Annotated in this window: 14 protein-coding genes and 1 other RNA gene; all 15 read right to left on the bottom strand. The window is 37.4% G+C overall.

What is annotated here, in order from left to right; genetic code table 11:
* Positions 1–11 precede the first annotated feature (11 nt).
* A complete protein-coding gene (locus GKE48_RS10405) occupies positions 12–1,646 on the bottom strand; it encodes a sensor histidine kinase (RefSeq protein ID WP_012739411.1) in 1,635 nt (544 codons plus the stop codon).
* A 27-nt stretch (positions 1,647–1,673) separates the two neighbouring features.
* Positions 1,674–2,351 carry a response regulator transcription factor gene (locus GKE48_RS10400; RefSeq protein ID WP_012739412.1) on the bottom strand — a complete coding sequence of 226 codons (678 nt, stop codon included), beginning with the start codon at positions 2,349–2,351 and terminating at the stop codon, positions 1,674–1,676.
* Between the two features lie 94 nt (positions 2,352–2,445).
* A complete protein-coding gene (locus tag GKE48_RS10395) occupies positions 2,446–3,093 on the bottom strand; it encodes a hypothetical protein (RefSeq protein WP_154301037.1) in 648 nt (215 codons plus the stop codon).
* Between the two features lie 53 nt (positions 3,094–3,146).
* Complete coding sequence (locus tag GKE48_RS10390) at positions 3,147–3,632, bottom strand: HD domain-containing protein (RefSeq protein WP_012739414.1); 486 nt, start codon at positions 3,630–3,632, stop codon at positions 3,147–3,149.
* 11 nt (positions 3,633–3,643) lie between these two features.
* Entirely contained in the window at positions 3,644–4,270 is a 627-nt protein-coding gene (locus GKE48_RS10385; RefSeq protein WP_055215142.1) for a lactate utilization protein, read from the bottom strand.
* A 96-nt stretch (positions 4,271–4,366) separates the two neighbouring features.
* The gene (locus GKE48_RS10380) at positions 4,367–5,338 is read right to left on the bottom strand and encodes a hypothetical protein (protein WP_154301036.1); all 972 of its coding nucleotides are present in this window, start codon (positions 5,336–5,338) and stop codon (positions 4,367–4,369) included.
* 49 nt (positions 5,339–5,387) lie between these two features.
* On the bottom strand, positions 5,388–5,861 hold the full coding sequence (locus GKE48_RS10375) for a flavodoxin (protein ID WP_154301035.1): 474 nt from the start codon (positions 5,859–5,861) through the stop codon (positions 5,388–5,390).
* A 564-nt stretch (positions 5,862–6,425) separates the two neighbouring features.
* Positions 6,426–6,764, bottom strand: a transfer-messenger RNA (tmRNA) gene (ssrA, locus tag GKE48_RS10370).
* A gap of 89 nt (positions 6,765–6,853) precedes the next feature.
* A complete protein-coding gene (gene smpB / locus GKE48_RS10365) occupies positions 6,854–7,336 on the bottom strand; it encodes an SsrA-binding protein SmpB (protein WP_022097410.1) in 483 nt (160 codons plus the stop codon).
* An 18-nt stretch (positions 7,337–7,354) separates the two neighbouring features.
* Positions 7,355–9,475: a ribonuclease R gene (gene rnr, locus GKE48_RS10360; protein ID WP_012739419.1), complete on the bottom strand. Its 2,121-nt coding sequence runs from the start codon at positions 9,473–9,475 to the stop codon at positions 7,355–7,357.
* Between the two features lie 109 nt (positions 9,476–9,584).
* Positions 9,585–9,860: a preprotein translocase subunit SecG gene (gene secG, locus GKE48_RS10355; protein WP_228003404.1), complete on the bottom strand. Its 276-nt coding sequence runs from the start codon at positions 9,858–9,860 to the stop codon at positions 9,585–9,587.
* A gap of 128 nt (positions 9,861–9,988) precedes the next feature.
* Positions 9,989–11,539 (bottom strand): 2,3-bisphosphoglycerate-independent phosphoglycerate mutase, encoded by a 1,551-nt coding sequence (gene gpmI, locus GKE48_RS10350; RefSeq protein ID WP_012739421.1) that lies wholly within the window; start codon positions 11,537–11,539, stop codon positions 9,989–9,991.
* Between the two features lie 121 nt (positions 11,540–11,660).
* Positions 11,661–12,410, bottom strand: a complete 750-nt coding sequence (gene tpiA / locus GKE48_RS10345; protein ID WP_012739422.1) for a triose-phosphate isomerase — start codon at positions 12,408–12,410, stop codon at positions 11,661–11,663.
* Positions 12,411–12,627: 217 nt separating this feature from the next.
* Complete coding sequence (locus GKE48_RS10340) at positions 12,628–13,821, bottom strand: phosphoglycerate kinase (protein WP_055215160.1); 1,194 nt, start codon at positions 13,819–13,821, stop codon at positions 12,628–12,630.
* A gap of 100 nt (positions 13,822–13,921) precedes the next feature.
* Positions 13,922–14,950 (bottom strand): type I glyceraldehyde-3-phosphate dehydrogenase, encoded by a 1,029-nt coding sequence (gene gap, locus GKE48_RS10335; protein ID WP_012739424.1) that lies wholly within the window; start codon positions 14,948–14,950, stop codon positions 13,922–13,924.
* Positions 14,951–15,154: the final 204 nt, after the last annotated feature.

Genomic DNA, 15,154 nt, shown 5'->3' with positions numbered 1-15,154 from the left:
ATTATATCATATTATGATTTACAATCAAGATTAAACCAGAATTCTACACCATCAGATACATTTCTGACACCATATTCCTGCCCCATTGAATCCATAATAGCCTTTACAATAGACAGTCCTATTCCATTACCTCCATATTCTCTTGTTCTCGCTTTATCAGTCTTGTAGAACTTCTCCCATATTCTTTCAAGATCTTCATCAGCAATATTTTTTCCACTATTATATACAGTAACGGTAATAGTTCCTCCATTCTCTGATTTTTCAGTTCTCACCTCAATTGCACGCTTTCCATCACAGTGATTAAGTGCATTAGATATATAATTAGTAAGCACTTCCTCTGTCTTGTATTCATCAGCCCACACATAATTATGCTCATTACGGTTATCAAATACTATACTCATATTCTTTTGTCCCGCTCTTATTGCATTGGCATCTGCTACAGAAGCAATAAGCTCATTAATATCAAATCTCTCCATCTCAGGCTCATCATTTCCGAATTCAATCTGATTAAGTGTAAGAAGTCGCTTAACCATTGTATTCATCTTGTTTGCCTCGTCCATAATAACATCACAATAAAATTCCATGCTTTCAGGATCATCTGTTATGCCTTCCTTAAGCCCCTCAGCATATCCTTGTATAAGTGCAATAGGAGTCTTTAACTCATGAGATACATTTGAAAGAAAATCTGTTCTCATTATCTCAAGCTTTTCTTTTTTATCAATATCTTTCTTAAGTTCAAGGTTAGCCTTCTTAAGCTCAGCAATATTCTGTTCAAGCTTCTCAGACATATTGTTCATGCTCTTTCCAAGCAGACCAATCTCTCCCTTATCACTTCCCTCATATCTTGCATCAAAATCCATCTCTGACATCTTCTCAGCAATATTAGAAAGCTGCTTAATCGGTCTGGTAATATATGTTGATACTACAAATGCTGCAATTATACCAACAGCAAGAATTGCTCCTCCAACATACTTAATAAGAGTTGTCGATATATTTACATTATCTTTTATTCCCTGGATAGGAGTTCTTAATATAATTGAATATCCATTGTCAAGTGTACCCCATATCTCAAGATAGTAATCTCCAAGCCTTTCATCATACACCTTCTGTAATGTGTAATTATCATTGGAGCTTATAATTGTCCTGTTCTCAACAAGTGATGTACCTGACATATCAATAATATCTTCCAGACGCTTTCTATGATCTTTCTTATCATCCTTGTCTGCCGGGTTATCTGAATCATCTTCCTGTTCCTTAGGTTCCGGTGCTTTATCAGGTGAACCATTATTCTTAAAAATATCCCCATTAAATATACTCATGCGAAGACGTTCCATCATTGAATCATCTCCCTGAGTACTTACATATATGGTACACCAGCTGCTGTCAACTACAAGCACTGATATTCCCTTTGCTGTAGATATGTTCTCCATATCAGCACACATAGTATCTTTATCTATCTGTGAATCAGTATATTTCTGCATGATTTCATTGACATTCTCATAAGAATTAATCATGCTCTTCTGCTTACGGTTCATATACACTTTCTCAGAAAAAATGCTGTTAAATCCAATAAGCATAGCCACAAGACATGTAACAGTAACTACCAGAAGAAGTGTAATCTTAAACTTAATTGAATGTATCTTCATCTTTAATTGCCTTCCTTATACGCAGAATCAGTCAACAATGAACTTGTAACCCATACCCCAGATTGTCTTGATGTAATCACCCTTCTCACCCATTTTCTTTCTTAATTTCTTAACATGAGTATCTATAGTTCTTGCATCTCCATAGTAATCATAATTCCATACATTATTAAGAATCTTCTCTCTAGACAACGCAAGCCCTTTATTCTCAACAAAATAAGTAAGCAGTTCAAACTCCTTATAGCTTAACTCTATCTCTTCACCATCAATCTTAACGATATGTGCTGCTTTATCTATAGTAATTCCACCAATCTCAATTATCTCGTTGCTGTCAACACCATATGCACGTCTTATAATTGCATCAACTCTGGCTGTAAGTATCTTGGGTGAAAATGGCTTGGCAATATATTCGTCAGCTCCACATTCAAAGCCTTGTAGTTCATCCATCTCCTCGCCCTTTGCTGTAAGCATTATAATAGGAACTTTAGAATCCTTTCTTATCTGCCTGCACACTTCCCAGCCATCCATTCTTGGCATCATAACATCAAGAATTATAAGTGCAATATCTTTATTCTCCATAAATGTATCTACAGCTTCTACACCATCAGCCGCTTCAATAACAGCATATCCTTTTCTTGTAAGGAAATCACTTACAAGCTTTCTCATTCTGCTTTCATCATCTACTACTAAAACCTTCATCTTATCCATATGTAATCCTCACTTTCACGGTGAATTAATTATCTATATACTATCTGATAAATATGTTTAAAATGTGTACTCTGCTCATATATTTATATTATGACTACTTTGTTGACTGCTGTGATGATGATTTTAAAGACTGCTTTGATTCAAGTTCCGCTTCCCTTGAATTAAGCTCTTTCTCTTTTTCCTTTAACTTGGCTTCCTTAGATTCAAGCTCTGTCTGCCATGAAGAATACTTATTCTGTACATTCACTTCATAATTAATGACATTAGAATTAGAGCCTGTCTTAAGAATAAAAAACATTGCAATTAACGCAATAACAAGAAACACATTTACAATCATAATTCTCATAAAATTGTTCTTGTACTTTGCCACCTGAATTGAGAGCGTATGCAGCTCACTTCTATGCTCATTTCTTTCACGCCTTCTGTCAATTGCAGCCTGTGTTTCACTCTTTACCGGAATCGGCTTAATCTTATCATCTGGAATATCTGGTGAATTATACAGAAACTGCTGTAAATTCTTGAGATAATTTAGTCCAATGGATGTATAAAATAACTGTCTGTCAATTATCTTATTATACAACACATACACCTGTTTCGGATCTTTACTGTCCGTCTTTCCAGACAGATACTTAATAGCATTCATCTCATCTTTTGCTTCCTGCGCTTCCTGCTTCGTCTTAAAAGTATATCCGCCGACAACAAAGCCTTTTTCCTTATTATTAACATTTTTATTATCGCTCATAAACTCCACTTCCCACGCACATTTTTGTTAATTGTAACATTAAATCTCATTATCTACAAACCAAACATCTCCTGGCATATCTTTTTGCCGCTTTCCGTCTTAAAAATGTTATTATATGCTTTCAATGCTGCATCCTTTGTAAGATTATCATCGCATATGTTAACTAAGAAATCCGCCTCAACAAGTATCTGATAATCAATGCCGTCAATATTATTGTAAGTATGGTGATGTCCTATCAGATACTGCACTCTTTCTGATACTTCACTGTCAAAGCCAAGCCTGTCAAGAAGTCCTGCGGCAATAGCAGGACCTTCTTTTTCCTGCAGTTTTCCTCCGCACTCACCATATTTTTCTTCACATGTATGAATCCCGATATCATGTGTGAGTGCCGCTGTTTCAATTATAAAAAGACATTTGTCATCAACATTTTCCATCTGTGCAATCAGCTTTGCATAGCTGTGAACCTTGCAAAAATGCTGTATTCTCTTAGCGTCTCCCTTATATAATTCAATCATTGCCATATGAAGTCTGTTAATCATAGTTTCTCCTTTTAATAACCAAGTGTATCATTTACAAGTATTACATGTATTCTTCCGACATGGCGTGAATATCTTGTAATCAGGAACTGACAACATAATGTGTCTGGTGATTTGCAGTCAAAGCATTTTCCGGTTGTCTTGCAGGGTGTCTTGACATCAAAATTCTGTGCATTAGTTGGTGCAGCTATATTTCTTGCACGCTTCATTGCCGAATCGAGGTCTGAACAGACTTTATTCATTCCAACTATAAAGATTACCTTCTTTGGTCCCTGCGCTATGCATGAAACACGGTTGGAATTGCCATCAATATTTACAAGTATTCCATCACTTGTCATCGCATTTGCACTTGATAAGAACACATCAGCGTCATATGAAGCCAGAAGTCCTTCTCTTGGAGTCATCTTTGAACGGTCTATATAATTGTAATTGCCCTCCTTCAAAGCCTCCACAAGTCCAATCTCCTGTGCACTGTGACAGCCGCCCATAGCAATTGTGCTTTCCTCATCAATTAACTCCAGAGCCTGCTTTAAAGCTGCTTCTTTATCCTCTGCATAATATCCTGACATGTTTCGTGACTGTAAGCCATTAATTACAGTCTGTGCCAGTACTTCATTTCTTTTCTTTACATTTTCGTCCATGTTCGTATCCTCCAGTCTATGTAAATATTTAGTATGCTTATTATAGCACAAATTCTTTTACTTCCTTTATGCTTCATAACAAAATAAATGTAGTTCTTATGAGTTATCCATAACATTTTCTATATAAAATTTAAGGAAATCATGTATCTCCATATTATATTCTTTCTCAAATCTTTTTCTAACATTTTCTTCCAGCTCCGATCTTTCGTGAAATGAATCTTCATAATATCTGACCATGCTTTCAACTACATTCTGACAAAATGGTGTTCTGTTATGTATTCCATTTAATTTTTTATCATCCCAGTTAAAACCATATGTAACGCCATACTCTTTTTCTTTGTACAAAATACAATAATTATAGTCGCCGCCATCTTGGGTCAATATTGTAGATGTAAAGCTTGTAAGGGTCAATACAATATCTCTGTTAGCTTCATAGACTCCATAAATAATATTTATATTATGGCTTTCAAGATTGAAATCCTCAAATTTTCTGTTACCTATCAGTTGTCTTCTCTGAGTATCTGTCAATTCAACCAGACTTAAATCTATGCTTATTTCATCACTATCAATATTATTGTTGCTGTTTACCTGATCTTTATCTTGTATAAAGCACTTGGGATTTTCAGAAATTCTTTTCAGATTCGCAGCAAATAACTGAAGATGTTCCCGTTGAAACTTTAAATCTGTGCCAAACTGTCTGTTGACCGCTGCCATTTTTACAGATATTTTTCCATATTGTGATTCACCATCAAATTTTATCTCCTTACCGCCAAGAACATTTTCAACTTCAACATTTTTTATACTATCATTCTTTATGATATAACATTTATAAAACTTTCCCCACAAGTCAAACACAGCAATTAGAACATTTTCATCAGTTGTCGTGACAAATGCCTTGCAATCAGATATGGAATGTCCATGGTGCATTATAATATAAGATATCCTGTCTCCATCTGGTTCTTCCATATCAACCAGAATCTCATCTCCGTGTGTAAACTCATCTTCTTTTAAAACTTTAGAAAATGTATCTTTATATAATTGTGTACAAAACACATTTTTAAACCTCATATTCTACCCCTGACTAATATCATAAACCTGCCATATTATTGTATAATTTCTACTTGATACTCATAACAAACTTTTCAAGCTTCTCCTGATTATCCTTTGCAGCATTATTACTGCGGTCTGCTAACGCAACCTGATTTTTTAGATTCTTAAGACTCTTTGACAGCTGCAGAAGGCATCTGTCATTGTCACCACCACCGCTGAATGTAAACACAGCATCAATTTTATCTGCCACGCCGTAATTTTTTATAAATGTGTTGACCGGAGACGCCGGCATACCTGCCCATACCGGCATACCTAATATAATTTCATCATAATAATCTATGTTATCCGGAACACCTTTTATCTTAGGTCTTCTTCCAAATGTTGACTGCATTCCTCCAACAATCATCTGCCTCACTGTATTCTTAGGTAATGGCTTAACTAAATCTATCTCAAAGATTTTTGCTCCCAACTTTCTTGCAATAACCTTTGCAGCTTCCTTTGTATTTCCTGATAATGAATAATAAACAACAGCTCTGTTCATAGCTGGCTCCTCCTTACTTATGTGATTGTACTTATTTTACGCTATTGAGTATTGTGTGGCAAGTGTACCTGGTGTTTTGGACTTTCTCGTACCTTACATTCTCTTCAATGTCCAATCTGCCACGCTTTCTCATCCCTTTTGGACTTCAGCATACCTTTCCTCCGCTTCAACGTCCAATCTGCCACGCTTTCTCATCCCTTTTGGACTTCAGCATACATTAACTCCGCTCCAACGTCCAATCCACCGCTCTTGCTCATCCCTTTTGGACTTCAGCATACCTTAACTCCGCTTCAACATCCAATCCACCGCTCTTGCTCATCCCTTTTGGACTTCCTCGTGCCATATCTCCGCTTCAACGTCCAATCTGCCGTGTATCCACCTCCCCCACAAAAGGGAGTCGAATTCTTCGCTCCGCTCCGGTCGGCGCAAAACCGAGGTCCACCGGACCTCGTGCGCCCCTGTCCAAAAACCCGGCTACGCCATGTTTTATCCATTAATAAGACTCCCCTCTGGTCCATAGGAAAAAGGGAGCGAAGAAGCTCACGCTTCCTCACTCCCTTTTTCCTATGGACCAGAGGGGAGTCGAACCCCTGTCCGAAAACCCATTCCCTGTTCTTCTACTATCATAGTTGATTGTTTAACATTCCCTCCGGTACACGAGAATCAACACCCTTGCACCTTTAGTAGCTTCATGATACGACCAGCATCTCAAAGCTTTGATACTGTCGTTTCCTACATGTTCGAAGCCTGGGTCTTAAAGTGTAGGTGCTTTAAGTCAGACTGCTGCAATTAGGCAGCGTATGCTAAATTATCGTTAGCGTTTATATTTAAGTTTGGATTTTGACGCTTTCCTGCGGATAGCTTCACCAGCTTCAAGATCCCCGTCGAAACCTTTACTAGCCCGTGTGTAAGCAGTTTTATCTGCTTATTTATATTAACATTGGCATAATGCCAAGTCAATGAACTTGTTATTCAAAACTGATAAAATATTTCTAAAATCTGAGATTCTTATTCTTGAATTCCTTCTGTGCATCTCTTATCTGGTCTTTCTTTGCAATAGAATCTCTCTTGTCAAAGTTCTTCTTACCTTTTCCAAGACCAATTTCCATCTTCACCTTTCCCTCTTTCAGATATACCTGAAGAGGAACAAGTGTGTAACCTTTAATTGTAAGTTCACCAGTAAGCTTATTAATCTGATTCTTGTGAAGAAGCAGCTTCTTAGGTCTTAAAGGATCTTTATTGAATATGTTTCCCTTCTCATATGGTGTAATATTCATACCTAATACATACACTTCGCCATTCTCAATCTTGATATAAGATTCCTTAATTGAGCACTTACCTGCTCTGATTGATTTAACCTCAGTGCCGTGAAGTACCATGCCCGCCTCGTATTTCTCTTCTATAAAATAATCAAAATAAGCTTTCTTATTGTTCGCTATAAGTCTGTTTCCAGATGCGCTTGTTTTTGATGCCATGTCAGTCTCCATTCTATTCTATGCAAATGCAAAATCAATTGTTCTTAGTATCTTATCGGTGCCTATAACCACAACCTTAACCTTCTGTCCGAGCTTATAACTTCTGTTCCCAAGTTCTCCTACCATCTCATAGTGTTCCTCGTCAAATGTATAGAATCCCTTCATATTATTGATAGAAACCATGCCCTCGATAGTGTTTGGAAGTTCAACATATACGCCCCACGCGGTAACACCCGAAACAACTCCATCAAATGTTTCTCCAACAAACTGTTCCATATACTCAGCCATTTTAAGCTTGTCTGTATCTCTTTCAGCATCTGCCGCACGCCGCTCCATCGCACTTGTCTGGACAGCAACATCCGGTAATATTGCATCATAATGGGCAGCTCTCTTAGGACTTAAACCTCCGTGAAGATTCTCCTTGATAATTCTGTGAATCTGGAGATCAGGATATCTTCTGATAGGCGATGTGAAATGACAGTAATACTTGGCAGCGAGTCCAAAATGTCCTACACATTCAGTAGTATACTTAGCTTTCTTCATAGAGCGGAGTGTCAGTCTGCTTATAAGATTCTCAGCATCAGAACCCTCTATCTCAGAAAGAAGCTTCTGAATCTCCTTAGGTCTTAAATCATCAGTAAGTCTTAATGTATAACCAAAGTTATTAATAAATGTGGCTAACTTACGCATTTTTTCAGGATCAGGATTCTCATGAGTTCTATATAGAAATGGCATATCCTGCCAGAAATAATCCTCTGCAACAGTTTCATTAGCAGCAAGCATAAAATCTTCAATAATCTTAGTTGCTACATTTCTGTCATACGGCTTAATATCAGTCGGGTGGCCATTCTCATCAAGTATAATCTTACTTTCAGGGAAATCAAAATCAACCGAACCTCTTGCAAATCTCTTCTTTCTAAGAAGCTCCGCAGCCTCTTCCATCATATGAAACATTGGAACAAGCTCTTTATACTTCATAATTTCATTAGTATCATTATCTACAAGAATCTTTTTTACGCTTGTATAGCTCATTCTTCTGTCTACATTAATAACAGTTTCACATATTCTATGTCCAACAATATTTCCCTTTTCATCAATATCCATAAGGCAGCTGAGTGCCAGTCTGTCTTCTCCCTGATTAAGTGAACATATCCCATTAGATAACTTATGCGGTATCATTGGAATAACACGGTCTACAAGGTAAACACTCGTACCTCGTTTAAGTGCCTCTTTATCCAGCGCACTTCCCTCTGTAACATAATGACTTACATCCGCAATGTGGACACCTAGATGATATACAGGTCCTTCTTTCGAGATAGATACTGCATCATCTAAATCCTTCGCATCCTCACCATCTATAGTAACCATCTGAACATTTCTTAAATCAACTCGTCCAGCCTTATCCTTTTCACTGACAACATCAGGAATATCATTAATTGCCTTCTTAACTGATTCAGGAAACTCCACTAGTAAATCATATGCCTTGATAATAGACATTATGTCCACACCCGGGTCATCTATATGTCCAAGTACTTCTGTGACCTTCCCCTGTGGATTCTTACTCTGGCTGCCGTAATCACTTATAGAAGCAACTACCTTAGAACCTTCAACCGCTCCATTCATGAATTCCTGCGGTATAAATATATCACAGTTAATCTTTGCATTATCAGGAATAACAAAACCATACGTTCTGTTCTTCTGGAATGTTCCGACAACTTCCTTAACCTCATGCTCAACAATAGCAACAATCTTACCTTCAGCCCTCTTACCGCCATTCTTCTCAGTAGTTATCACAACCTTGACTTTATCATGATAGAAAGCATTCATCGTGTCATTAGCCTTAACAAATATATCATCTTCCCTGTCAGGTATTACTACAAAACCAAAGCCCCTGCTTGTGCTTTCAAATGTTCCGACAAGTGCTACATTTTCAGGCTTCATATACTTACCCTTCTTTGATACACCTATTGTTCCATCTGCAACAAGACTGTCAAGCACTTCCATAAGTTCTGAACGCTTAGCTTTCGGAATATCGAGAAGCATAGCGATTTCTTTAGCTTTCATTGGAACATACAGTTCATTATTAAGAATCATATCAGTAAGCATCTGTCTTCGCTGTTTAAATATATCCTTCTCCATATCCCTTATATCCCTTTCTTACCATTAAAATATCCGAATTTCACCAGATTGCTCGTAAAAGTAAAAAACACTCTTAAGAAATTATCCGTTTCTTAAGAGTGTCCGTAATTTAGAAATTAAAATTAAGTATAACTGCTATAACAATAAAAAGAATTACAAGAATCTTGGTTATCTTAACAAGCTTGCCCTCCATTGAACGGCCCTTGTTCTTACCCCAGTATGAATCAGCAGCACCACTAATTGTTCCTGACAATCCGTTCTGCTTACTTTCCTGCATAAGAATTATTATTGCTAAAGCTATACAAATTACCACAAATACTCCCATTAAACCAATTCTTAATACATCTCCGACAGACATATGAAACAATGGAATTATCTTATTCATACTATCCTCATTCCTGCGCATCATGCGCTTTTTATTACATAATTATGCCAATACGGCAACATAGGTCATTCTATCACAAATAAACATTTTGTGCAAGAAAAATCAATAAATTAATTTCAACCATTCAATTAGTTCTTCTTCACAAGAAGAGACTCACCTGTCATCTCAACTGGTTTCTCAAGTCCCATAATTTCTATAAGTGTAGGAGCGATATCACATAATCTTCCACCCTCACGAAGTGTATAATTCTCATCATAATTAACAAGAATAAATGGAACAGGGTTAGTTGTATGTGCTGTATGTGGAGCTCCTGTTTCGTAATCAATCATCTTCTCAGCATTACCGTGGTCTGCACAGATGAAGAGAACTCCGTCAACATCCTTTACTGCATCTACAGCCTTGCCAACAAGCTCATCAACCTTCTCTACAGCCTTGATTGCTGCTGGGATAACACCTGTATGCCCAACCATATCAGGATTAGCGAAGTTGATAATAATAACATCATATTTGTCAGACTTTATAGCCTCAACTAAGTCCATACCTACTTCCGGAGCACTCATCTCTGGCTTTAAGTCATATGTTGCAACATCCTTAGGTGAGTTAACGAGTAATCTGAACTCATCAACATTAGGGTCTTCAACACCGCCATTAAAGAAGAATGTAACATGTGCATATTTCTCTGTCTCAGCAAGTCTTAACTGCTTCTTTCCATGATTAGCAAGGAATTCACCAAATGTGTTCTTAATAATCTCTTTCTTGAATGCAACCTTCTTGTTAGGGATTGATTCATCATAATCCTTGAAACATACAAATGTTAATGGAATAAATCCTGTCTTTCTTTCAAATCCTGTAAACTTATCATCGCAGAACGCTCTTGTCATCTCTCTTGCACGGTCTGGACGGAAGTTAAAGAATATAACAGAATCATTAGCCTTAACTAATGAAAGTGGCTGACCATCTTTACAGATAACTGTTGGCTCAACGAATTCATCTGTCTTACCATTATCATATGACTCCTGAAGTGCCTGTGTAGCTGACTCGGCCTTAATGCCATCACCTGTTACAAGTGAATCATAAGCCTTTTCTACTCTGTCCCAGTTATTATCTCTGTCCATTGCATAGTAACGACCTGATAAAGATGCGACCTTACCAACTCCGATTTCTGCCATCTTATTCTCAAGTGTCTCAACAAATCCCTTAGCTGAAGCTGGAGGTGTATCTCTTCCGTCAAGGAACGCATGAACATATACTTTAGACACTCCCTGCTGCTTTGCCATCTCTAAAAGTCCATATACATGGCTTAAATGACTGTGAACACCACCATCTGATAAAAGTCCGAAAAGGTGAAGATCCGAATCATTCTTCTTGCAGTTCTCCATTGCCTCAAGTAATTCTTCGTTCTTAAAGAATGTACCATCTTCAATATCCTTAGTAATTCTTGTAAGATCCTGATAAATAATTCTACCAGCACCAATATTCATATGACCAACTTCTGAATTACCCATCTGTCCGTCTGGAAGACCTACAGCAAGTCCTGAAGCATATCCCTTCTGGAACGGGCATTCCTTCATAAGCTTATCCATAACAGGAGTGTTAGCCATAGCAATAGCATTACCCTCTGTTCTATCATTTAAACCATAACCATCAAGTACCATTAAAACTACTGGTTTTTTACTCATAATGTGATTCTCCTTTAAATGTATTCTAATTAATTGCCTATAGCATGATAGCACATTTGTAAAAAAAATCAAAGACCTTGTCTTGAATATTATCATCAAAACAAGGTCTTTTCATGCTTATTTACTTATTATAATTAACTATATCCGCAAAATCCGGCTTGAGACTTGCACCTCCTACCAGTCCACCATCAATATCAGGCTGGGCAAAAAGCTCTGCTGCATTAGAAGCATTAACACTTCCTCCATAAAGAATCCTTATCTGATCCGCTGTTTCTTTATCATATAACTCTTCGAATACAGTTCTTATAAATCCACATACTTCCTGTGCCTGCGCTGTAGTTGCAACCTTTCCTGTTCCAATAGCCCAGATTGGCTCATAAGCAACTATTGTATGAAGCACCTGCTCTTTAGTAACACCAACATATGCTTCTACTATCTGTTCTTTAATGAAATCAAGTGTAATCCCTTTTTCTCTCTGTTCAAGTGTCTCTCCACAACAAAGAATTGGGATAATTCCATGTTCAAGTACCTTATGCATCTTGAGATTAAGCACTGTATTACTTTCATTAAAGTACATTCTTCTTTCTGAATGTCCTATGATAACATGGCTTACCCCGGCATCAACAAGCATCTCAGGCGATAACTCACCGGTAAATGCTCCTTTCTCCTGATAATATACATTCTCTGCACCAATATGTATATTAGATCCCTTCACTGCCTCCACCACAGGTACAATGTCAATGGATGGTACACAGAACACAACATCAACATCCGGATTATTAACATTCGGTCTCAATTCAGTAACGAGCTTAACTGCCTGGCTTGGTGTCATATTCATCTTCCAATTGCCTGCTATTACTTTTCTTCTCATTCTACGCCTCCCCACAGGAAATTATCCATAATAACATATATATGGACAATCCTATTAAATTATTCCGATATAACTATCCTAGTAAAACAAATAATAGCATACTTTGGTACATATTTCAAGTATAGTTTGTGAAATAAATAACAAAAATCCAGACCCCACTTAACAAAAATAAGGTCTGGATTAAAATATTATTATATAACTATGTCAGTAAAATCAATTACTTATCGTTAGCTGCAACTACACCTGGAAGTTCTTTACCCTCAAGGAATTCAAGAGATGCTCCACCACCTGTTGAGATGTGTGTCATCTTATCTCCGAATCCTAAGTTGTTAACAGCAGCTGCTGAATCACCACCACCAATGATTGTTGTAGCATCTTTAAGCTGTGCAAGTTCTTCTGCAACAGCAATTGTTCCTGCTGCGAAATTAGGGAATTCAAATACTCCCATTGGTCCATTCCATACTACAGTCTTGGCATCCTTTAAAGCTTCCTTGTAAAGCTCACATGTCTTAGGTCCAATATCCATACCCATGTCATCATCTGCCTGATGTCCTGCTTCTACGACATGTGAAGGAGAATCATTGCTGAATTCCTTAGCTACAACTGTATCGATAGGAATAAGCATTTTAACGCCCTTTTCTTCAGCCTTCTTCATCATATCCTTAGCATAATCAAGATAATCATCCTCTACTAATGACTGACCTACATTACCACCATGTGCTTTCTGGAATGTATAAGACATACCACCACCGATAATAAGTGTGTCAACCTTATCAAGAAGATTATTGATAACTGAAATCTTAGAAGAAACCTTTGAACCACCAAGAATTGCAACGAAAGGTCTTACAGGATTATTAACTGCATTTCCAAGGAAATCAATTTCCTTCTGCATAAGGTATCCAACAACAGCTGTATCAACATACTGTGTAACACCTACGTTAGAACAATGTGCTCTGTGAGCTGTACCAAATGCATCATTAACAAATACATCTGCAATAGAAGCTAAATCCTTAGAAAATGCTTCACCGTTCTTAGTCTCTTCTGGTCTGAATCTTGTATTCTCAAGAAGAATAACATCTCCATCATTCATTGCAGCAACAGCTGCTCTTGCATTATCGCCTACAACAGTATCATCTGCTGCAAACTTAACTTCCTGACCAAGAAGTTCTGAAAGTCTCTTTGCAACTGGTGCAAGAGAAAATGCAGCATCTGGTCCCTTTGGCTTTCCAAGATGTGAACAAAGAATAACCTTTCCTCCATCAGCAATAAGCTTCTTGATTGTTGGAAGAGCAGCTACAAGTCTTGTTTCATCTGTAATTCTGCTTCCATCTAAAGGTACATTAAAATCACATCTGCATAATACTCTTTTGCCCTTTACATTGATATCATCAATAGACTTTTTATTAAGCATATTAATATCCTCCATATAATACATAAAATAGCTACATATACAGCTTTATAAAAAACCGGAGAATAGTCATACCATTCTCCGGCAAAAACAATCTAAATGATTAGTTTAATTCAGCGAAGTACTTAATTGTTCTAACCATCTGGCTTGTGTATGAGTTCTCATTATCATACCAAGAAACAACCTGAACCTGGCAACCACCGTTTGGAAGTTCATTAACCATTGTCTGAGTAGCATCAAATAATGAACCAAATCTCATACCAACGATATCGCTAGATACAATCTGCTCTGTATTGTAACCGAATGACTCTGTTGCAGCAGCCTTCATAGCAGCATTAACTTCATCAACTGTAACCTTCTTAGCAACTACAGCATTAAGGATTGTTGTAGAACCTGTAGGTGTTGGAACTCTCTGAGCAGCTCCAATAAGCTTTCCGTTAAGTTCTGGGATAACAAGACCGATAGCCTTAGCAGCACCTGTTGAGTTAGGAACGATGTTGCAAGCACCTGCTCTAGATCTTCTTAAATCACCCTTTCTCTGTGGTCCGTCAAGAATCATCTGGTCACCTGTGTAAGCATGAATTGTACACATAATACCTGACTCGATTGTTGCACAATCGTTAAGTGCCTTAGCCATAGGAGCTAAGCAGTTTGTTGTACAAGAAGCAGCTGAGATAATCTGATCATCTGCTGTAAGTGTCTCATGGTTTACATTGTAAACGATAGTCTTAAGGTCGTTTCCAGCTGGAGCTGAGATAACTACCTTCTTAGCACCTGCATTAATATGAGCCTGTGCCTTAGCCTTAGATGTATAGAATCCTGAACACTCAAGAACTACATCAACGCCAATCTCTCCCCATGGGCAGTTATTAGCATCTGGCTCTTTGTAAATCTTGATAGTCTTGCCTTTAACTGTGATTGTACCAGCCTCATCATCAGCTGTTACCTGATCTTCCTCACCGAAGTTAACATATCTTCCCTGTGATGAGTCATACTTTAAAAGATGAGCAAGCATCTTAGGGCTTGTTAAATCGTTAATAGCAACTACCTCATATCCTTCTGCACCAAACATCTGTCTGAATGCAAGTCTACCGATACGACCAAAACCATTGATTGCAACTTTTACTGACATAAAAACAATTCCTCCTAAAATGAATTTTTATAACATAGTTTGTTAAAATTTCAACTACCGTGTATTTTACATAAGAAGAAGCAAAATATCAAGGCTTTCTTCCCATTTTTTACATTTTTGCACTTTTTTCAATAATAACTCATTATCAATTAGTCATTTTGACGAAATCTTAACAAATTCTGTATCCAATATTGTCTACTTAAC

The sequence above is a fragment of the Lachnospira eligens genome, from assembly GCF_009680455.1.
Taxonomy (GTDB): Bacteria; Bacillota; Clostridia; order Lachnospirales; family Lachnospiraceae; genus Lachnospira; species Lachnospira eligens_A.
Note: the sequence above shows the minus strand (reverse complement) of the source record. Positions and strands in the feature narration are given on the sequence as shown.